This is a genomic window from Nocardia sp. NPDC050630 (assembly GCF_044457245.1).
Classification (GTDB): Bacteria; Actinomycetota; Actinomycetes; order Mycobacteriales; family Mycobacteriaceae; genus Nocardia.
The window spans coordinates 321646-340924 of sequence record NZ_JBITGN010000008.1; the positions used below are offsets into that span (position 1 = coordinate 321646).

Consider the following 19279-nt stretch of genomic DNA (forward strand, 5'->3'; position numbering starts at 1 on the left):
CGGAGCTGGGTAAGCGGCAGCTCGCGGAGCCGGTTCGGGTGTCAGCGGGTCATCAATGAGAGCGGGCGCGTTGCGCGCGCGGCAGGTCGGCTATGCGATCGGTGTAATGGCGCTGGTGGTCGCGGTGTGGGAGCTGGTGAAGTATTTCGTGCCCGAGCGTGGGGTGAGTATCGGCGATACCCGGGTCCTCCCGCGCACGAGTGACGCTGCGCTGCCCCATGTCTGGTCGGTCATTACCGTGCTCGGCGATAAGGACGGCCCGGGCACGGTTGGTGGAACACTGTTGCGCACAGCGGGATTCACCTTCGGGCTCGCACTATTGGCCTTGACGATCGGCACCGTGGTCGGCGTCGTACTCGCGGTGATGATGCAGCGGTTCGCATTCATCGAGCGCGGTTTGCTGCCCTATATCATTGTCTCGCAGACAGTTCCACTGATCGCACTGGCACCCCTGGTAGCCGGTTGGGGCGGCAAGATCGTCATTGCCGGTGAACCGTGGCGGCCGTGGATGAGTATCGCGGTCATCGCATCGTATCTGGCCTTCTTCCCGATCGCGGTCGGGATGTTGCGCGGACTGCAGGCGCCGTCCAAGGCGTCGGTGGAATTACTGCACAGCTACTCCGCGAATTGGTGGGAGACATTGGTGCACTTGCGGTTTCCGGCCGCAATGCCGCACTTTCTGCCCGCCCTGCGTTTGGCAGCCGCGGCATCGGTGATCGGCGCGGTGGTCGCGGAGATCTCGACCGGCACCGCGGGCGGCATCGGCCGTCAAATAATCGTCTTCTCTCAACAGGCCACCGGCGATGCGGCCCGGCTTTACGCGGCCGTTCTCGCCGCAGCACTGCTCGGCGTCGCGGTTACGTCCATCGTCGGCCTGATCGAAGTGGCACTACGTCGTTACAGCCGTCCCGCCGGGGCACGCGGTTCTTCAGGAGGTACCCGTTGACCGGGAAAGTGGAAGCAGCCACCACGGGCAGCGATGCGGCCGACGAGCAGATTCAGGCACCTGATCCGAGTCCCGTCGCGGCGAAGGCCGAAGACGTTGCGGCGGTCGAACTCACCGATGTCGGCAAGATTTTCGACGCCGGTTCGGTGACCGCCCTCACTGGTGTCTCATTGAAAGTCCTTGCGGGGGAGTTCGTCTCGCTGATCGGTCCGTCGGGCTGCGGCAAATCCACCCTGCTGCGCATTATCGCGGATCTGGAACGGCCGAGCAACGGCACCGTGACCGTGCACGGCAAGTCCGCCCGGCAGGCCAGAATCGATCAGAACTACGGCATCGCCTTCCAGCAAGCGGGACTCCTGGACTGGCGCACCGTACGGGCCAATGTCGAATTGCCGCTGGAGTTGCACAAGGTTGCGAGGGCCGAAAGACGCGCTCGCAGTGCGGAACTTCTGCGGATGGCCGGACTCACCGAATTCGCCGACCGCTATCCGGCGGAACTATCCGGCGGCATGCAGCAGCGGGTAGCCATCGCCAGGGCACTGGCTCGCAAGCCCTCGCTGCTGCTCATGGACGAACCGTTCGGCGCGCTGGACGAGATGACCCGCGAACGTATGCAGGGCGAACTGCTGCGCATTGCCGCGGAGACCGGTGCCGCAGTGGTTTTCGTGACGCACTCGATTCCGGAGGCGGTATTCCTGTCCGACCGCGTCGTGGTCATGTCGCCGCGGCCCGGCCGCATCACCGAGATCGTGCCGACCGGAGGCTGGGGCCGCGAGGCGGGCGTCAGTGGCGACGATATCCGTTCCAGCGAGGCGTTTTTCGAAGCCGTCGCCGCCGTCCGCACCGCACTGCGCGGCGGTCACGAGACCGTCGACATCATCGTGGCCGGACAGGACATGCGATGAAGACGTGGCTGCCACCGGTGGTATTCGGCGTCGTCGGACTGGCGCTGTGGCAGGTGCTGACCGTCGCCGCGGGCGTGCCGTCGTTCCTGCTTCCGGCGCCGACCGCGATCGCGAAACAGTTCACCGAGAACTTCGACCGCATTGTCGATGCCGCCACCGCGACCGGTACGAATGCCCTCATCGGCCTGCTGGCCGGTGCGGTCCTCGGCATTGTGGCGGCCATGGTCGCGGTGCGGTTCCGGCTGGTCGAGGGACTGTTGACACCGCTGGCCGCCGCGGCCGCCGCCGTGCCGATCGTCGCGCTCGCCCCGCTGCTGAATTCGATGTATTCGACCACCACCGAGACTCCGCGCCGCATGGTCGTGGCCATTGTGGTGTTCTTCCCGATGTTCGTCAGCACCGCCCGTGGCCTGCGGCAAGTGCCACAGGTGCACGCCGATCTGATGACCTCGTACGCGGCCGGGGGTTGGCAGGTCACCCGCGCGGTGCGGCTGCCCGCGGCACTGCCCTACCTGTTCACCGGACTGCGCATCGCGGCGCCGGGCGCGGTGATCGCGGCCATTATCGCCGAATACTTCGGCGGTCTGCAGAACGGCCTCGGCAGCCGAATCACCTCCGCCGCGGCGAATACCGCCTATCCACGCGCCTGGGCGTATGTGGTCGGCGCCATGATGGTCGGTCTGCTCTTCCTCGCCGTCGTCATGATCCTCGAACAACTGACCCGCCGACCTCGGACCATCCTGCTCCGCGACATTTTTGGGAGATCGAAATGAGAACTGCCACAGGGCGTTTACGCGCTTGTCTCGCGCTGGCGGCGTTGGCGGCGGCCGCGCTGACCGGCTGCAGCACTACCGACAACGGTTCCGCAACCACCGCCGATGGCCTGACCAAGGTCCGTCTGCAGTTGCAGTGGTTCAAGCAGGGGCAGTTCGCGGGTTATCTGGCCGCCGTGGATCAGGGCTTCTATAAGGAGCAGGGACTTTCCGTCGAAATCCTCGATGGTGGAACGGATATCGTGCCGCAGACGGTACTTGCGCAGGGGCAGGCCGATTACGCGATCGCCTGGGTGCCCAAGGCGCTGGCATCCCGGGAGGCCGGGGCGGGTATCACCGATGTGGCACAGGTATTGCAGCGCTCGGGTACCAAGCAGGTGTCGTTCAAGTCCGACAACATTACCGGACCGGCCGCACTGCGCGGTAAGACTGTCGGAAACTGGGGCTACGGCAATGAATTCGAGCTGTTCGCGGGTATGACCAAGGCGGGCATCGATCCGTCCAAGGATGTCAAGCTGGTCCAGCAGCAGTTCGATATGAACGCCTTCCTCGCCAAGGACATCACCGCCGCCCAGGCCATGTCCTACAACGAATACGCCCAGCTGCTGGAGACGAAGAACCCCGCCACCGGAAAGCTCTACAGCGCGGACGATTTCGCCACCATCGACTGGAACGATGAGGGCGTGGCCATGCTGCAGGACGCGATCTGGGCGAATTCGGCGAAGCTGACGGATGCGAAATACCAGGAACAGACCGTCAAATTCATCGCGGCGTCGCTGAAGGGCTGGGCATTCTGCCGCGACAATGTCGACAAATGCCGCGATATCACCGTCGCTGCTGGCAGCACACTCGGTGCCAGCCACCAGCAGTGGCAGATCAACGAGGTGAACAAGCTGATCTGGCCCTCGCCCAACGGGATCGGCATGATCGACAAGTCCGCATGGGACCGCACCGTGAAGATCGCCGAGGAGACCAAGAACCAGGAGGGCGTCACGGTGCTGAAGCAAGATCCCGATGCGGGCGCGTTCACGAATGAATACGTCACCAAGGCGCTGGATCTACTGAAATCCGGTGGAATCGATGTAACCGGAACAGGATTCGTTCCGCAACAGGTGACGCTGACCGAAGGCGGTAAGTAGGTGGTCTATCCCTTCTACTGACCCCCGATCGAGGTGGACTCGCCTCGAGTGCGTGTTCATGGGATCAGCGGGTACATCCACTGGCGCCGCTCGGGCAATTGGGTGCGCAACTTGCGTGCCAGCGGATGGGGGTCCGCGCAACGCTAGGCGAAGATCGCGTGCACTTGGTCGATGGCTTCCGCGCCGTAGGCCACCGCACCCACCGGAACAGCCCCGCCGATCGCCTCGATCACCCGGGCTGTCCAAAGCGGGCCGAAACCGCCACACAGTTCGATCAACTGCACCCCGGAGCCCACCAACCGGCGGGCCACATCGGGCGCCTGTTCCGGTTGGTCCACACCCACGAAAACCGTTCGGCAACTCGCTGTGTCCATGACGGTCTCGCGGCTCGGATCACTACCGGGCGCGGTATATACGAAGCCCCATGCGGTAAGTGCCATGTGCGTCTCCTGTTCTGTGCGGCGGCGCCTCATCTCGACGCGGCCCGTCCGGCATCCAGCACAGCGGACGCGGCGGCCCGCTGTCCACGAGGCAACGCCGGACGCGTCTGCGGGACAGCCGCACACGCCAGGTCAGCGGCCCATTCCCGGAATTGTGCGGCCTGAGAATCACCGGCGTTCCAGGCCAGCGCGTGCCGGATTCGCGGTGCACCCTCCGCGAACGGCAACCAAACCAGCCCCGCCCCGCCCCGCCGGGCACGTCCCATGCCGGCCGCAGCCCGATCACGTCACCTCCGTGCCGTAGTTCGGCCTCGAATAGCGCACGCCGGGGCGCGCCTTCCCGCACCGCTGCCGGACGCCAGCCGGCGCGGGTCCACACGTCGCGAACCGCGTCGTAATAGCCCGGCGCCGACGCGCGCGCGAACCACAGCAGCGCACTGTCCTCCAGATCCGGCCATCGCACCGAATCCTGTCCGGCCAGACGATGACCGACGGCTGCCACCACACCGAGTTCGGCATCCGCGACCGTTACGCACTTGAGGTCGGGCGAGTCGACCGGCAACAACAGCAACCCCACGTCCAGCACGCCTCCGCGAAGCCCCCGCACCTGCTCCGCCGTCTGCATATCAGCGATATCGGGCGTGTGCGGCCGGGCCAACCGCCACAGCATCGCCACGACATCCGGCGATATCCCAGGCGTCACTGCCAGGCGCAGCAGCCGCCCGCTACGCACCGACTCCTCCGCCCGCCGAGCCTCCGCGACGACCACGCGCGCCCGATCGAACAGCCGTTCACCGGCGGGGGTCGGCGTCATTCCCGCCGATGTCCGCACGAACAGCCGCGCATCGAGATGGCGCTCCAGGGCGATGATCTGCTGGCTCAACGAGGTCGGCCGGATACCCAGCGTCTCCGCGGCGCGCGTCAGATTCCGCTCCTCGGCGACCGCCAGGAAGTACCGCAGCTGACGCAACTCCATTCCCCGACGTTAGCGCGGCCCCCCGACGTGTCACCCGGTGCCGGAGTTCGGTGCGGCCAAGCCGTTCCGGTAGGCCAGGACGACGAGTTGGGCCCGGTCTCGGGCGTCGAGTTTGGCCATCTGTGTGTCGTCGTGCGATCGACGGCACTTGGCTACTGAATTCGAACCCATTCCGCACCACGACGCTCATGCGGCAGCAGTAGCGGCCGCGCGGCGGAACAGATGCTGATGTAATCGTCAACTGCCGCCTCGTCGGCGCCGATCCCGCCGCTGATATGCCAGCCGAGGCGATCACGCGGCTTCCAGGACCGTGATCCGCCGATGCGTATCGACCGGACGCAATGAGTACCTGGCCGCGCAGGCGCCGCAATCGGGCTATGGTGCCAAGGTGCTGTCCTATCCAGGTTCGAAGGGGGAATTCGCCGCATGAGCGGGTCAGATCACGTCTTCTATCCCTGGAGTGCCCAGGCGACGCTGAACCCGGTGCCGATCGTCGGCGCCTCGGGATCGTGGTTCTGGGAGGAGAGCGGCAAACGCTATCTCGACTTCTCCTCCCAACTGGTGAATGTCAATATCGGACACCAACATCCGGATATCGTCGCGGCCATTATCGATCAGGTACAGAAGCTCGCGACCATCTCGCCGACCGTCGGCAACGAGGAGCGCAGCGAACTGGCCCGGTTGATCGTGGAACGCGCACCGGGGGAGCTGAATCGGATTCTGTTCACCACCGGCGGCGCGGAGGCCGTCGAACATGCGGTGCGGCTGGCTCGCAGCTACACCGGCCGCACCAAAATGCTCGCTGCTTACCGCTCCTATCACGGCGGCACCGGCGTCGCGATCGGGCTGACCGGTGAGCCGCGACGCTGGGGCGCGGAACCGACCAATGTCGACGTCGTCCGCTTCTTCGGGCCGTATCCCTACCGATCCCCATGGGGCTCGAGCACTCCAGCGGAAGAGACAACCGCGGCGTTGCGACACCTGCGCCAAGTGATCGAATTGGAAGGGCCGCAACACATCGCGGGTCTGATTCTGGAGACGGTGGTCGGCACCAACGGTGTGCTCGTGCCGCCGCCGGGCTACCTCGCCGGTGTCCGCGAACTGTGCGACGAATTCGGCATCGTTTATATCGCCGACGAAGTGATGGTCGGATTCGGTCGGGTCGGTGCGTGGTTCGCGGTCCAGGCCTTCGATGTCGCACCCGATATCATCACCTTCGCCAAGGGTGTCAACTCCGGTTATGTTCCGCTCGGCGGTGTGCTGATGGCGGAACGGATCGCGCAGCGCTATGACAATACGGTGTATCCCGGCGGACTCACCTATGCCGGACACCCCCTCGCCTGTGCCGCGGGCATCGCCTCGATCAACGTTTTCGAACGCGACGGCATACTCGACCACGTGCGCACAGTCGGCGCGGATGTCCTCGGAAAAGGCTTGGCGGAGTTGGCATCTCGACATCCGAGTGTCGGCGAGGCGCGCGGCATGGGCTTCTTCTGGGCACTGGAGTTGGTGCGCGATCCAGACGCCCGCGAGCCGCTGATCCCGTTCGCGGCCGCCGGTCCCGCCGCCGAACCGATGAACCGGGTGACCGCCGCCGCAAAGGAACGTGGGCTGTGGCCGTTCAATGCGGGTAACCGCTTCCAGATCGCACCGCCGCTGACCACCTCGGCCGACGAACTGCGCACGGGACTGGAGATCGTCGACGAGGTGTTGGAGGTCGCCGACGAATACGTGGGGTGAAGCACCGGCTGGCTGGCGGGCGAGCACTGGGAATTCGACCATATCGAACCAGTTGCCAAGGTGGACAGCCGAATCGGCTACCCGGCACGTCACCGTGTGGAAACGCACCGGCTTGCGCCACCTCTGGTCCCACGTGTGCCCGACCCGGATGCACCTGTCGGTACGCTGCGACCATGACATCTGGGCAAACCGAGATCTGGCACAACCCGCAGTGCAGCAAGAGCCGCAATGCCACCACGCACCTGGACGAGGTGGGCGTCGAGTACACGGTCCGGCGCTACCTCGACAATCCGCCGACCGCGGCGGAATTGCGGGCCGTGTTGAAGCGGCTCGGCGCCGAGCCCTGGGATATCACCCGCACCGGTGAACAGGTCGCCAAGGACCTGGGCATATCCGGCTGGGGACGCACCGAGGCCGACCGGGAGCGCTGGATCGAAGCATTGGCGGCGAATCCGAAGCTGATTCAGCGACCGATCGTGCTCACACCCGACGGTGGTGCGGTTGTCGCGCGGGATGCGAAGACCCTGGAATCGCTGAACCCGTCGTAGCCGAAATAGCCGGTAGGGTCGGCATTTATGAAGGTACAACTGCGTCATAGTCCGGCCTCCGCGGTCGCACGGTGCTTCCTGGCCGGCGGCGAGCCGATGCGGGTCGAGAGCGGCGCTATGGTCGCGCATTCGGCGGGAGTTTCGTTGCAGGCCAAGGCCGAAGGGGGCATTCTCGCCGGGCTGAAGCGTTCGGTGTTGGCGGGCGAATCATTCTTCGTCTCGACCTTCACCGCTCCACCGCAAGGCGGGTGGGTGGATGTGGCGCCCGCACTTCCCGGCGACATGCTGAATCTGCAGATCACTCCTGATCGGCCGTTCTTCATCAGCCGCGGCGGTTGGATCGCGAACTCGCATGGCGTGCAGGTCGAGGGCAAATGGGGCGGTTTGGCGAACCTGTTCGGTGGCGAGGGCGGCTTCGGGCTGCGCGCACACGGCGAGGGTGAGGTCGTCGTCGGTGTCTTCGGCGCGATCGATGTGATCGATCTGCAGCCGGGCGAGCCGATCACCATCGATACCGGCCATGTAGTGGCCTACGACTTGGCCATGAACTTCACTATTCGGCGCGCGGTATCCGGGCGCTCCATCCAGTCGCTGAAGTCGGGCGAGGGCTTTGTATTCGACTTCACGGGGCCTGGCCGGGTGCTGCTGCAGACCCGAAATCCGGGCGCTTTCGCGGCCTGGGCTGGCTCGGTGGCGTCCTCGGGTTAGTCGCCCGTTTTCACGGCCCTCTTACCTGCTGGACACCTAACTCGTGCAGAATGCAAATTTCATATCGGGTCCAGCAAGGGAATGTACATGGAGCTCCTCGAAGTCGTCGCGAACCTCTTCACCCAGGTCATGGGTGCTATGAGCGGTAGCGCCGCCTGACAGAACGCAGGCTCGTCGGCCCATCAGGTCCCCGACCTGATGGGTCGATGGCGTTTCAGGCCAGCAGTTGGTCGGTGAGGATGCGGGTATCGGGGACGAACGGCCAGGACGGGTCGGCCAGATGTGCGCGCAGTTCGGCATCGGTCCACCACCAGCCGTCCACGATCTCCTCGGGTTGGTGCCGGATGGGTCCGTCGTAGCGGAGTTCGTAGGCGAACATATGACAGCGCATCGGTGCGCCCTGCCATATGCCGTCCCAGGACGTGCGGGCCCGCAGGGGGAGCGGTGCCGCGTCGGCGGGCAGGACGATGCCAAGTTCCTCGGCGAGTTCGCGGACGGCCGTCTGTGCGGGGGTTTCGCCGGGATCGACGACACCACCGGCCAGGCAGTCGTGCATACCGGCGAAGACCATCTTGGTATCGGTGCGACGGTGCACATAGACGCGTTCGCCGTCGCCGGAGCGGACGAGTACCCCCGCACTGGCATGCCAGATGCCGTCGCGATAGACGGTGGCACGGTCGGCCGCGCCGATTTCGCGGCCCGCCTTGTCATAGACCGCGATCATCTCCGACTGAGGGTGCACGAACACCGCTCGAGAGTAACCTGATCTCCGCACGCCACCCTGAGAGAGGACCGCCCCAGATGGTGCTTCCGCGCACACTGGCGAAATTGAACCGGCACGTGACGAACCCGATCCTCGGCCGATTGGCCGGCAAAGTGCCCCCGATGAGCATGGTCGTCCACAAGGGCCGAAAATCCGGGCGGCCGTACAGAACTCCGGTGTGGGCGTTCGAAAACGACGGTGTCTACCGGATCGCGCTGACGTATGGCCGCGATACGGACTGGGTCAAGAACGTCTCGGCCGCAGGCGGTTTCGAACTCGAGACCAAGGGGACGGTCGTGCTGCTCGTCGATCCGCTGGTGGTGCACGACGGTTCGGCTGGGTGGGCGCCACTCGGTGTGCGCCAGGCGCTGAAGGTCATGTCTGCGACGGACTATCTGCAGGCGCGTCCGGCTTGACAACCTTCCGAAGCCGAAACCTTTTGTCCGAGTAGGCAAGAGGTTTCGGCAATCGCCACGAGTCAACCCGGGTGTAACCGGATCAGGCAGTCTTGAACCGCCATGTCGGGAACTTCCCGATCCAGGACCCCGGATCGTCGACATGCCGCTTCGATGTGGGCCCGGACGATCAGCGAATCCAATTCCGTGTCACTACCGGTGGTGGCTGCCACCTGCCCGACCTCAATGACTTGTTCTCGGGATCGGCGCCTTCGCTGTCACGACCGGCGACCGCCAGCAGATCCATGTCGATCGCGAGCGGGCTGCGGCGGCTCACTCGGCGCGATCATTCCGGTACGACAGAACTTCTCGACGTGTAGGTGCTGGGCGAGAACTCGGCCCAGGTGGTGTTCCGCACCACCGTGGAGATCGAGTGGAGTAAGCGGCCCGCGTGAGTGCCCGAGACGGTCATTCGCCAGTACTCGGTTCGGCACCCTGCACCGTCAGGGGATCGGTTTGCGTCGTCGGCGCAGGGAATTGTCTGGCGCGCCGCCGCGGGCCGACGGCAAGGCGGGTAGCCGTCTCCGCTGGTGGCGGTCGGTGTCTCGCTCAACGCGCCGCCAGTCCGATATTCCTCCGTCGATGTTCTCCGGCGATACGCTGGCATTGGCGAAAGGTGAGTGAATGTTGCCTGGTGTCCGGAGAGATGCTGGTCGGATCCCACCCGGCCGATGACCGATGACGATCCGCTGCGGACGCGCCGTGAGGCGATGAAGCCTGTCACGGCGGAGTTGGCTGCTGCGGGTTTGGAGGACGCCGTGGAGATCGGGCGCGGGGGTTTCGGTGTGGTGTATCGCTGCACGCAGGCATCGCTGGACCGGACGGTCGCGGTAAAGGTTCTGACCTCGGAATTGGACGAAGACAATCAGGCGCGGTTTGTCCGGGAGCAGCGCGCGATGGGCCGGTTGACCGGGCATCCCAATATCGTCACCGTGCTGGAAACCGGTACCACCGCCAGCGGGCAGCCATATCTGGTGATGCCGTACCACCCGCTGGATTCGCTGGATGCGTGGATCCGCGAGCACGGTCCGCTTCCTTTGGAGAAGGTGCTGCAGATCGGGGTGAAGATCGCTGGTGCGCTGGAGAGCGCACATCGTCTCGGTATCGTGCATCGGGACGTGAAGCCGGGAAACATTCTGCTCACCGAGTACGGTGAACCAGCGTTGACAGATTTCGGTATCGCGCACATCACCGGTGGGTTCCAGACGACTGCGAGCGTGGTGACCGGATCGCCGGCGTTCACCGCGCCGGAGGTGCTCGAGGGAGGCGAGCCGACCCCGGCCGCGGATGTCTATGGGCTCGGCGCCACCCTGTTCTGTGCATTGACCGGGCATGCCGCGTTCGAGCGTCGTAGCGGTGAGAAGATGGTCGCGCAGTTTATCCGGATCACCACCCAGCCGGTGCCCGACTTGCGGGAGGACGGCCTCCCCGAGGACGTGTCGGCGGTGGTGGCGACGGCGATGAGCCGCGACCGTGGGGAGCGGCCGTCGGCGGCGGCGCTGGGGCAGACACTTCGGCAACTGCAGCAGCGCCACGGGTTCGCGGTGGGCGAGATGGCGGTGGGGGGCGAACAGAGTCTCGCCGATTCCGACCAGAAGCCACCGATGCGGGTAGCGCGCAAGCCGACGGCGGCTACTCGGGACTACAGTGGCAATCTGCCGCTCGAGTTGACCAGTTTCATCGACCGGCGCACCGAGGTATCGGCGCTGAAGAATCTGCTGTCGAACGCGCGGCTGGTGACGTTGACCGGGACCGGGGGTGTCGGCAAGACGCGACTGGCGCTGCGGGCCGCGGCCAGTGCGCGACGGGGTTTCGCCGACGGTGTGTGGTTGATCGAGTTGGCCGAAGTGTCCGACCCCGCGCTGCTGGTCGACGTGGTGGCGGCCACCCTCGGTGTGCGCAACGAGTCGGCCAGCCCGTTGCTCGAGGTTCTGATCGGCTTCCTGAGTTCGCGAGAAACACTGCTCGTGGTGGACAACTGCGAGCAGATCGTGGATGCGGTGGCCAAGCTGACCGAGACGTTGCTGCGGACCTGTCCAGAGTTGCGGATCCTCGCCACTAGCCGCGAACCACTGAACATCGCTGGGGAAGCATTGCTGCGGGTGCCACCACTGTCGGTCCCCGACCCCGACCGGGAACCGACCCTGGCCGGGCTGCCCGGTTTCGATGCGGTGACGTTGTTCGTAGACCGCGCCGCGGCAGCGGTGCCGGGCTTCGAACTAGATGAGGGCAACAAGGCCGCCGTCACCGGGATCTGCGCCCACCTGGACGGGTTGCCGCTGGCGATCGAGCTGGCCGCGGCCCGGATGCGCACGATGTCACCGCAGCAGATCCTGGCCCGGCTTACCGATCGGTACGCGCTGCTCACCCGCGGCAGTCGCACAGCCCCGACACGACAACAGACGCTGCGATGGAGTATCGACTGGAGCTACGAGTTGTGCACTGGGACCGAACAGCGGCTGTGGGCCCGGATGTCGGTGTTCGCCGGCAGCTTCGAACTCGACGCCGTCGAGCAGATATGCGGCATAGACCTAGCACCGGATACGCCGCTGGATGTGGTTTCCTCCCTGGTCGACAAGTCCATCCTGATCCGGGAGGAATCCGATACCGCCGTGCGTTTCCGGATGCTCGAGACAGTTCGCGGCTACGGCCGGGAAAAACTACGAGAGTCCGGCGAAGACACTGAGCTGCGCCGACGCCACCGCGACTGGTATCGGCAGTTGGCGTTGGACGCGGAAGCCGGGTGGATCAGCGACCGGCAGCTCGACTGGATCATCCGCCTCGAACACGAACTACCCAACCTGCGCGAAGCGCTCGAATCCTGCCTGTCCGAGAACACGCAGGAAGCCGCTGAAGCAGGGCTGCGCACCACAGCGGCACTCTACGATTTCTGGAGCTTATCCGGTCAGTATGGGGAAGGCCGATCGTGGATCGACCGCGTTCTCGCCCACCCTGCCGCGCAACCGGTACTCGACCGCATCAAGGCGTTCTGCGTCGGCTGCCAACTGGCCGCGCCGCAGGGTGATGTCCAGTCTGCGGCCGCCCTGCTGGAGCAGGCACGAGTGCTCGCGGAACAGGCCCCCGCCCCCGCGAGCCAGGCGCAGATCGCCTATGCGACCGCCGTTCTCGCACTCGCTAGCGGCGAAACGGTCAACGTAGCGTCCTCCCTCGAACATGACATCGAGACACTCAGCTGGGAAAGGACGGGCGCTCTCTACATCGGTACCCTGACCATCCTCGGCTGGGCGTATGAGCTACGCGGCGACATGACTCGAGCAACCGAGCATTACCGCCGGGTATTTTCCATTAGCGAAGCGCAGGGCGAACTGCTCTATCGTTCGGCTGCGCTACGCGGATTGGGTGTGGCCGCATGGCAGCAAGGCTTGCGGGACAAAGCCCGACAGCTGCTCGAGGAAGCGCTGCGAGTCAACCGTCGGCCGAGTAGCCCGGTGCTTACCGCGTTCAGTCTCGAGGCGCTGGCCTGGACTGTCGCCGACCAGGGCGACGCCGAGCGCGCGGCCGTGCTGCTGGGAGCCGCGCAAGGAAGCTGGCTCGTGGGTAGCAGTGTTGGAGCTGTCTTCCCGGACATGGCGCGCTTTCACGAAAACTGTGAGCAGACAACGCGTCGCACCCTCGGCACCCGCGCATTCGACGCGGCCTTCCGCCACGGTCAGGCGATGGGGATCGGCGCCGCTGTGGCGTACGCGCTCGGGGAACAGCCCGCCGATACCGCGCGCGCATCCACGAAATTGACCAAGCGTGAGCTGCAGGTCGCCGACCTCATCGCTCAGGGACTCAGCAACAAGCAGATCGCCGCCAAACTCGTGATCTCGCAACGCACCGCCGAAGGCCACGTCGAACACATCCTGACCAAACTCGGCTTCACCTCACGCTCTCAGATCGCGGCCTGGATCGTGAAGGAAACCAAACAAGAGAGTCCGTGACCCCGATTATGTGTTGTGAAGCTCGTATTACTCGCTGCCGCTTCACCGATTAGCGGCCAGCACTGCCGCGAGGCCTTCTTGCAGGTCCTTGACGAAATACTCGGGAACCTCCAGCGACGGGAAATGTCCCCCGGTTTCGGGCGAGCGCCATCGGACGATCTGTCGATACCGCTCCTGCGCCCAGGGGCGCGGACACTTCTCGACGTCGCGGGGATACATGCTGATTGCTGTCGGGACGTCGACCCGAAGTTCGGGGTCGAGCGAGTTGTGGCTTTCGTAGTAGATGCGGGCTGAGGATGCGCCGGTCCGCGTCAGCCAGTACAGGGTGATGTTGTCCAGAATGCTGTCTCTGGAAATCGTCTCGAACGGGCTATCTTCGGTATCTGTCCACTCAGCGAACTTATCGAGAATCCAGGCAAGAAGCCCGACCGGTGAGTCGACGAGCGAGTAACCGATGGTCTGCGGTCGGGTCGCCTGCTGCTTCGCGTACGCCGCGCGGTGGCACCAGAAATCGCGGGTTTCCTCGGTCCACTTGCGCTCGGCCGCCGTCAGCCCGTCCGTTGTCAACCCGGGCGGTCCCTCCGCGAACGTTGTGTGGATGCCGAGAACGTGCGCCGGGAACCTGCCGCCGAGAACCGTGGTGATATTGCCTCCCCAGTCGCCGCCGTGGGCCGCGAACTCGCGATAGCCGAGCCTTCCCATCAGTTCCACCCATGCGGCCGCGATCTTTTCGGTTCCCCACCCGGTGGTGGCCGGCTTGTCGCTGTAACCAAAGCCCGGTAGCGACGGGACAACGACGTGGAACGCTGGCGCGTCTGCATCTTTCGGATCTGCCAGCTCGTCTACTACATCGATGAACCGAGCGATGCTGTCTGGCCAGCCATGCGTCAAGATCAGCGGAGTGGCATCTGCGCGCGCGGATCGACGGTGCAGGAAGTGGATTCCCAGATCATCAATGGTCGTGCGGAACTGGCCGATACGGTTGAGGCGCTCTTCGAATGACCGCCAGTTGTACCCGGTGCGCCAGTAGTTCACGACATCGACGAGGTCGGCGAGCGGAACGCCCTGTTCCCATCGGCGAGGGTCGGGCGCGGCGCGATAGACCGTCTCGACCTCCGGTAGCCGCGCCGCGGCTAATCGCGCGCGCAGCTCGTCGAGGTCAGCGTCACTTGCGCGGGCTTCAAATGCTTGCACGTCGCTGGGGTCGGGCGTGAAAACCGGATTGAGGAGTGCGGGCATGGGACCTCCTGGTCATCGCGGAACCGGCTACGACCTTTCATGAACCGGCTAAGACGGTTCTAACACGCCTCTGCGTCAGCCGCAACCAGCTAAGGTGGTTCCATGCCTGCTGGGTTCCCTGACTTTCGCCTCGGCACCGTGCTAGCGACCAGCTTCACGGGGACGCTGTCGGAGCGTCATGGCGATCCTGTGGAGCGCATTCCCACGCCGCAGCGACTCGTCGACTGGCTGGCAGTGAACGGCCTGGCCGTGGAGTCCTGCACCCCCGCTCAGCTCGAACTCGCTCGGGGACTGAGGGAAGCAATTCACGCCGCCGCGACAGCGGCCGCGATCCAAGACGCTCTCCCTGCGTCTGCTGTCCAGATCATCAATGACTGCAGCATTCAGGGTCGGGCCGCGGCTATCCTGACGCCCGAGGGCAATCGTCAATGGCGACTCAGCTCGGCTTCCTGCGTAGAAGATGCCCTAGGCGTGATCGCCGCCGACGCGATCAGCATCATCGCAGGCGAACGAGACGGAAAATTGGCCTTGTGCGCATCGCCAACCTGCCGAGCCGCCTTCTTCGACACCAGCCAAAGTCGCACCCGCAAATGGTGTGACATGAACACGTGCGGGAATCGTGAGAAGAAGGCGCGCTTCAATGCCAACCAGCGCAAAAGTCCCAGATCAGCGAAGTGATCGATGCACCCAGGTGGGTCCGGCCGCAACGTCCGCACCACAGATCGGTTGGGAAGTGCACTCTGGCGCGGATCGCGCGCCGGTAGCAGTGTCCGCAGGCTGAGTCCCCGGTTCGAGTCCAGGAAATTCGGATGACAGTGATCGGATAGGCCGGCTAGCTTCGCTGGGTGAATCGCCAGTGGATTCTTGTCAAACGACCGGCGGGCATGGTCGACGACAGCAGCTTCGAGCTCAGGAACGGCTCGGTCCCCACCCCCGGCCCGGGTGAGGCTCTCGTCAGGGTGGTCTGGCTGGCTTTCGATCCGACTCAGCGGGGCTGGCTCAATGACGGCCCGAACTACATGGATCCGGTGCCACTCGGTGCGGTGATGCGTGCCGGTGGTGTCGGGCAGGTCGTGGTCTCCCACAACGCCGACTACGCAGTGGGAGACTGGGTTTGCGGGATGGTCGGATGGCAGGACTACACGATCGCCTCGGGCCAGGGGCTGCTGGGACTGAATGTCGTTCCGCCAGGCGTTGATCCCAAGGCGATGCTCGGCATCTTCGGCGCGACCGGGCTAACCGCCTACTTCGGTATGATGGATATCGGTAGGCCCTCGGCCGGGGATACCGTGCTGGTGTCCGGAGCCGCCGGCGCGACAGGATCCATCGCGGGCCAGATCGCGAAAGCGTTGGGATGCAGGGTGATCGGGGTCGCGGGCGGTGCCGCCAAGTGCACCTGGGTCACCGAGATCGCCCGGTTCGATGCGTGCATCGACTACAAAGCCGACGACGTTGAGGCGAGGTTGCGCGAACTGGCTCCCGAAGGTATCCACGTGTTCTTCGACAACGTCGGTGGCGCCATCCTTGACGCCGGACTGGCGAATATCGCCGATCGAGCCCGAATCGTGGTCTGCGGCAGCATCTCTTCCGGCTACGAGGCGGGCGAACCGCCTCCTGGACCGCGCAACTACATGCAGCTCGGACTAAAGCGGGCACGGATGGAGGGATTCATCTTTCTGGACTACCTCGACCGATTCCCGGAGGCATTCGGCCGACTGAACGAATGGATGACCCAAGGCCACATCGTGTACGCCGAAGATATCCAGGACGGCCTCGAACTCGCGCCAGCCATGCTGCGCGGCCTCTTCGAAGGGCGCAACCTCGGCAAGCAACTGCTCCGCATCGCCCACGACCCACGATCGAAGCCCTGACCTTGCTTTTGATCTTGGCTGCTCGCCGACACGACATCCAAAACCATAGGGCCGGCGATGATCTCATCGGCCTGAAGCACAGCATCGGCTACCGAGCGCATCACCATCTGATACGCAGGAATGCGAGCATCGCGTGGACATCGAACATGAAATCCGCACCGCTGCGGGAGTCGTGCGTGGCAGGTGGGAAAGCCCTGTCGCGGTCTTCCGGGGCATCCGCTACGCGGAGCCGCCGGTTGGCGCACGACGGTTCGCAGCCCCAGTTCGCGCACTGCGGTGGGATGGCGTTCGCGACGCACGGGAATTCGGTCCGCGGGTTCCCCAAGCGAGCAATGCTGGGTCGGTGATGTCGTCGGTGTCCGGCAGCACCGACGATGGCTCTGAGGACTGTTTGACCCTCAACGTTTGGTCACCCGACCTCGGTGCCGCGAAACTGCCGGTGATGGTGTGGATCCAGGGCGGCACGTACCTGGAGAACAACACCGCCAACCCGCACTGCGATGGTGCGACACTCGCTGGGGCGGGTGTGGTGGTGGTCAGCATGAACTATCGCGTCGGCGTCGACGGGTTCGCCCACATCACCGGTGCCCCGGACAACCGCGGCATCCTCGACCAGATCGCCGCCCTGCACTGGGTCCAGGACAACATCGCCGCATTCGGCGGCGACCCGGCCAACGTCACCGTTTTCGGCCAATCCGCCGGCGGCGCAGCCATCGCGGCACTGCTCGTCATGCCGAGGGCGGCCGGACTGTTTCGACGGGCGATCAGCCAGAGCATGCCCGGCACGTACTTCACCCCACAGCTCGCCGCCGCGATCTCGACCACGATCGCCGCCCAGCTCGGCGTCCGGGCCACGATCTCCGACCTTGTCCGTCTCCCACCGCGCGCCCTGACCGACGCGACTACTGCGGTTATCACGAAAATGCCGGAGTTCGTAGATGTCTGGGGCCCGATGGCGCTCACACCCACCCCGTTCTCGCCTGTCGTCGACGGCGACGTGCTTCCGTGCGCACCGTGGAGTGCGGTCGCTGGCGGTGCCGCGCGTAAGGTGGATCTGCTCGTCGGTCACACCCGTGACGAGTTCCGGCTCTACACCTCACGGCCCGGCAGCGAACCGAGCCCGGCTCGCATGACTGCGGCATTCGACCACCTCGGACCAGGCGCGGACGGCGACAGGCTCTATCGCACCGCCTACCCGGATGCCACACGCAGCCAACGATTCGAACTTCTCAACACCGACTGGCTGTTCCGGATGCCGAGCCTGCACCTGGCCGACGCCGCGCACGCCGGCGGTGGACCCGTGTGGCTCTACGAACTGGCCTGGAGCTTCAACTCCGAACAGGGCGCCTCACACTGCCTGGACTTCCTGCTCCTGTTCGGTACTCTCAGCCCCGACGAGGTACGCGCCCACCGCTCCGCCCACCCGAACGCCGCGAACGAAATCACCCGCGTAGCCCAGCACATGCGCACCGACTGGGTGAACTTCGCGACCACCGGCAACCCCGGGTGGGCTCCCTACGATCCGCAGACACGAACCACCCGCGTTTACCAGGCTGAACCGATCATCCAGCCCTACCCCGAAGAGATCTCACGACGCATCTGGTCCGCCCACCAATTCGGCACCCTGGACCTCGCGCGCTGAACCAGCGAGCTGAGACAACCAGCAAAACAACGGTTTCCTGCTTTCAGACGGCCGGCTCGGCTCGCTGAACGATCGTTGAAGTGCCGTCGCGGCTGTGGCGGCGGCCCGTCAATCGAGGGATTCGCCGGTGACACCGCAGCCGCGGCGCGTTGCGCTCTTTCTGTCATGCGGGTCTGAAATGCGAATTCGCCTACCGTTCGTCCGCGTCGGTGAGCCGTCTTACCTGGCTGCTTCAGGGTCCGTATGATATGTAAGCCGTATAAATGTGGGCGAGGTGGGAAAAGGTGGGTTCAGTAGCGGGGCGGGCTTCGACGCGGAGCCGGCGGAGATTGACCGCAGACGTGCGGGAAGCCTTGCGTGACTTGAATATTCAGTTGTCGCTGCTCAATCGGAGGTTTGGTGGCCGGGTTGAGCTCAAGGATGTCGATTGGACGTGCCTGGATCTGATAAACCGAGATGGCCCGCTGTCACCCACGACGCTGGCACGTCGTGCCGGGTTGCATCCTGCGACGATGACGGGGATCTTGGATCGCTTGGAGAAGGGCGGATGGATCGTGCGCGAGCGTGATCCAGAATCCTCGGACCGTCGTGCGGTCACGTTGCGTAGTGTGCGCGAACGGAATTCCGAACTGTTCGAGTTGTTCGCTGGGATGAACAACCGGATGGATAGCTTGTGTACTCGTTATTCTGTTGCCGAGCTCGAAGTGATCGCCGACTTTCTGCAGCGAACCGGCGTAGCGGGTCGCGAGGCGGCGGAGGAGTTGGCAGAAGGCTGAGACGTCCTCACGGCTGCACCAGGCCCGGCGTTCGAGCACGTTCTTCTGCAGGAGCGCGGGGAAGCTTCCTTGCGGCGTTGTCACCAGCCACGCCGACGCGGCCCATCAAACCGGTCATGTTGTGGTGGTTCCCTGCGTGTCAGGCTGAGTTGAGTCGATTGGGGCACAGCAGATCAGACTGACGCATCCGTATTAGCAGCTTTTCTCGACGCTGAAACCTCGTTCGCGTGTACAAGAGGTTATTCATGCGCGCTCGCGTGGGCCGTGCACCGCCGGAGCGCGCACCGAGGCTTGCATTCTTTGGGATAGTCGCAGATGGCGACGACAGATTTACATCCCAATCTTGCGAGCGAATTTTCATCTGAGGGTCAAAGTCTTGTTCAGGCGAACTTGATTTTATGCGTTCTCCTCCGG

Annotated in this window: 17 protein-coding genes; 13 read left to right on the top strand and 4 right to left on the bottom strand. The window is 64.7% G+C overall.

Annotated elements, in window-relative coordinates; genetic code table 11:
- Positions 1-55: 55 nt before the first annotated feature.
- The 4 genes from ACIBG0_RS22570 to ACIBG0_RS22585 are packed head-to-tail and all read left to right on the top strand — an operon-like array spanning position 56 to position 3763.
- Positions 56-946, top strand: coding sequence for an ABC transporter permease (locus tag ACIBG0_RS22570; protein WP_397034912.1), 891 nt, complete (start codon positions 56-58; stop codon positions 944-946).
- Positions 943-1851, top strand: coding sequence for an ABC transporter ATP-binding protein (locus tag ACIBG0_RS22575; RefSeq protein ID WP_397034913.1), 909 nt, complete (start codon positions 943-945; stop codon positions 1849-1851). The genes ACIBG0_RS22570 and ACIBG0_RS22575 overlap by 4 nt, the downstream gene beginning before the upstream one ends.
- Positions 1848-2624: an ABC transporter permease gene (locus ACIBG0_RS22580; RefSeq protein WP_397034914.1), complete on the top strand. Its 777-nt coding sequence runs from the start codon at positions 1848-1850 to the stop codon at positions 2622-2624. The genes ACIBG0_RS22575 and ACIBG0_RS22580 overlap by 4 nt, the downstream gene beginning before the upstream one ends.
- On the top strand, positions 2621-3763 hold the full coding sequence (locus tag ACIBG0_RS22585; RefSeq protein ID WP_397034915.1) for an ABC transporter substrate-binding protein: 1143 nt from the start codon (positions 2621-2623) through the stop codon (positions 3761-3763). The genes ACIBG0_RS22580 and ACIBG0_RS22585 overlap by 4 nt, the downstream gene beginning before the upstream one ends.
- 143 nt (positions 3764-3906) lie before the next feature.
- On the opposite strand, the gene ACIBG0_RS22590 is transcribed toward ACIBG0_RS22585, so the two are convergent.
- Together ACIBG0_RS22590 and ACIBG0_RS22595 are read right to left on the bottom strand one after the other, a co-directional pair.
- Positions 3907-4203 carry a DUF6506 family protein gene (locus tag ACIBG0_RS22590; RefSeq protein ID WP_397034916.1) on the bottom strand — a complete coding sequence of 99 codons (297 nt, stop codon included), beginning with the start codon at positions 4201-4203 and terminating at the stop codon, positions 3907-3909.
- Positions 4160-5179: a LysR family transcriptional regulator gene (locus ACIBG0_RS22595; protein WP_397034917.1), complete on the bottom strand. Its 1020-nt coding sequence runs from the start codon at positions 5177-5179 to the stop codon at positions 4160-4162. The genes ACIBG0_RS22590 and ACIBG0_RS22595 overlap by 44 nt, the downstream gene beginning before the upstream one ends.
- A gap of 426 nt (positions 5180-5605) precedes the next feature.
- On the opposite strand from ACIBG0_RS22595, the gene ACIBG0_RS22600 reads away from it, so the two are divergent.
- The 3 genes from ACIBG0_RS22600 (at position 5606) to ACIBG0_RS22610 (ending at position 8175) form a co-directional block, all read left to right on the top strand.
- The gene (locus ACIBG0_RS22600; protein ID WP_397034918.1) at positions 5606-6919 is read left to right on the top strand and encodes an aspartate aminotransferase family protein; all 1314 of its coding nucleotides are present in this window, start codon (positions 5606-5608) and stop codon (positions 6917-6919) included.
- A 173-nt stretch (positions 6920-7092) separates the two neighbouring features.
- A complete protein-coding gene (locus ACIBG0_RS22605; RefSeq protein ID WP_397034919.1) occupies positions 7093-7467 on the top strand; it encodes an arsenate reductase family protein in 375 nt (124 codons plus the stop codon).
- 27 nt (positions 7468-7494) lie between these two features.
- Positions 7495-8175 (top strand): TIGR00266 family protein, encoded by a 681-nt coding sequence (locus tag ACIBG0_RS22610; protein WP_397034920.1) that lies wholly within the window; start codon positions 7495-7497, stop codon positions 8173-8175.
- A 214-nt stretch (positions 8176-8389) separates the two neighbouring features.
- Here the strand turns inward: ACIBG0_RS22610 and ACIBG0_RS22615 are convergent, their stop codons facing one another.
- Positions 8390-8899 carry an NUDIX domain-containing protein gene (locus ACIBG0_RS22615; RefSeq protein ID WP_397034962.1) on the bottom strand — a complete coding sequence of 170 codons (510 nt, stop codon included), beginning with the start codon at positions 8897-8899 and terminating at the stop codon, positions 8390-8392.
- Positions 8900-8976: 77 nt separating this feature from the next.
- On the opposite strand from ACIBG0_RS22615, the gene ACIBG0_RS22620 reads away from it, so the two are divergent.
- Together ACIBG0_RS22620 and ACIBG0_RS22625 are read left to right on the top strand one after the other, a co-directional pair.
- Positions 8977-9354 (top strand): nitroreductase family deazaflavin-dependent oxidoreductase, encoded by a 378-nt coding sequence (locus ACIBG0_RS22620; RefSeq protein ID WP_397034921.1) that lies wholly within the window; start codon positions 8977-8979, stop codon positions 9352-9354.
- Between the two features lie 710 nt (positions 9355-10064).
- Entirely contained in the window at positions 10065-13337 is a 3273-nt protein-coding gene (locus ACIBG0_RS22625; protein ID WP_397034922.1) for a protein kinase, read from the top strand.
- A 42-nt stretch (positions 13338-13379) separates the two neighbouring features.
- Here ACIBG0_RS22625 and ACIBG0_RS22630 read toward each other — a convergent pair whose 3' ends face one another.
- Entirely contained in the window at positions 13380-14576 is a 1197-nt protein-coding gene (locus tag ACIBG0_RS22630; RefSeq protein WP_397034923.1) for an epoxide hydrolase family protein, read from the bottom strand.
- A gap of 102 nt (positions 14577-14678) precedes the next feature.
- On the opposite strand from ACIBG0_RS22630, the gene ACIBG0_RS22635 reads away from it, so the two are divergent.
- The 4 genes from ACIBG0_RS22635 to ACIBG0_RS22650 all read left to right on the top strand — a co-directional run bounded on the left by ACIBG0_RS22635 (position 14679) and on the right by ACIBG0_RS22650 (position 18865).
- A complete protein-coding gene (locus ACIBG0_RS22635) occupies positions 14679-15254 on the top strand; it encodes a CGNR zinc finger domain-containing protein (RefSeq protein WP_397034924.1) in 576 nt (191 codons plus the stop codon).
- Positions 15255-15421: 167 nt separating this feature from the next.
- Positions 15422-16447: an NADP-dependent oxidoreductase gene (locus ACIBG0_RS22640; RefSeq protein WP_397034925.1), complete on the top strand. Its 1026-nt coding sequence runs from the start codon at positions 15422-15424 to the stop codon at positions 16445-16447.
- Positions 16448-16580: 133 nt separating this feature from the next.
- Entirely contained in the window at positions 16581-18089 is a 1509-nt protein-coding gene (locus ACIBG0_RS22645; RefSeq protein ID WP_397034926.1) for a carboxylesterase/lipase family protein, read from the top strand.
- A gap of 329 nt (positions 18090-18418) precedes the next feature.
- Positions 18419-18865 carry a MarR family winged helix-turn-helix transcriptional regulator gene (locus tag ACIBG0_RS22650; protein WP_397034927.1) on the top strand — a complete coding sequence of 149 codons (447 nt, stop codon included), beginning with the start codon at positions 18419-18421 and terminating at the stop codon, positions 18863-18865.
- Positions 18866-19279 lie beyond the last annotated feature (414 nt).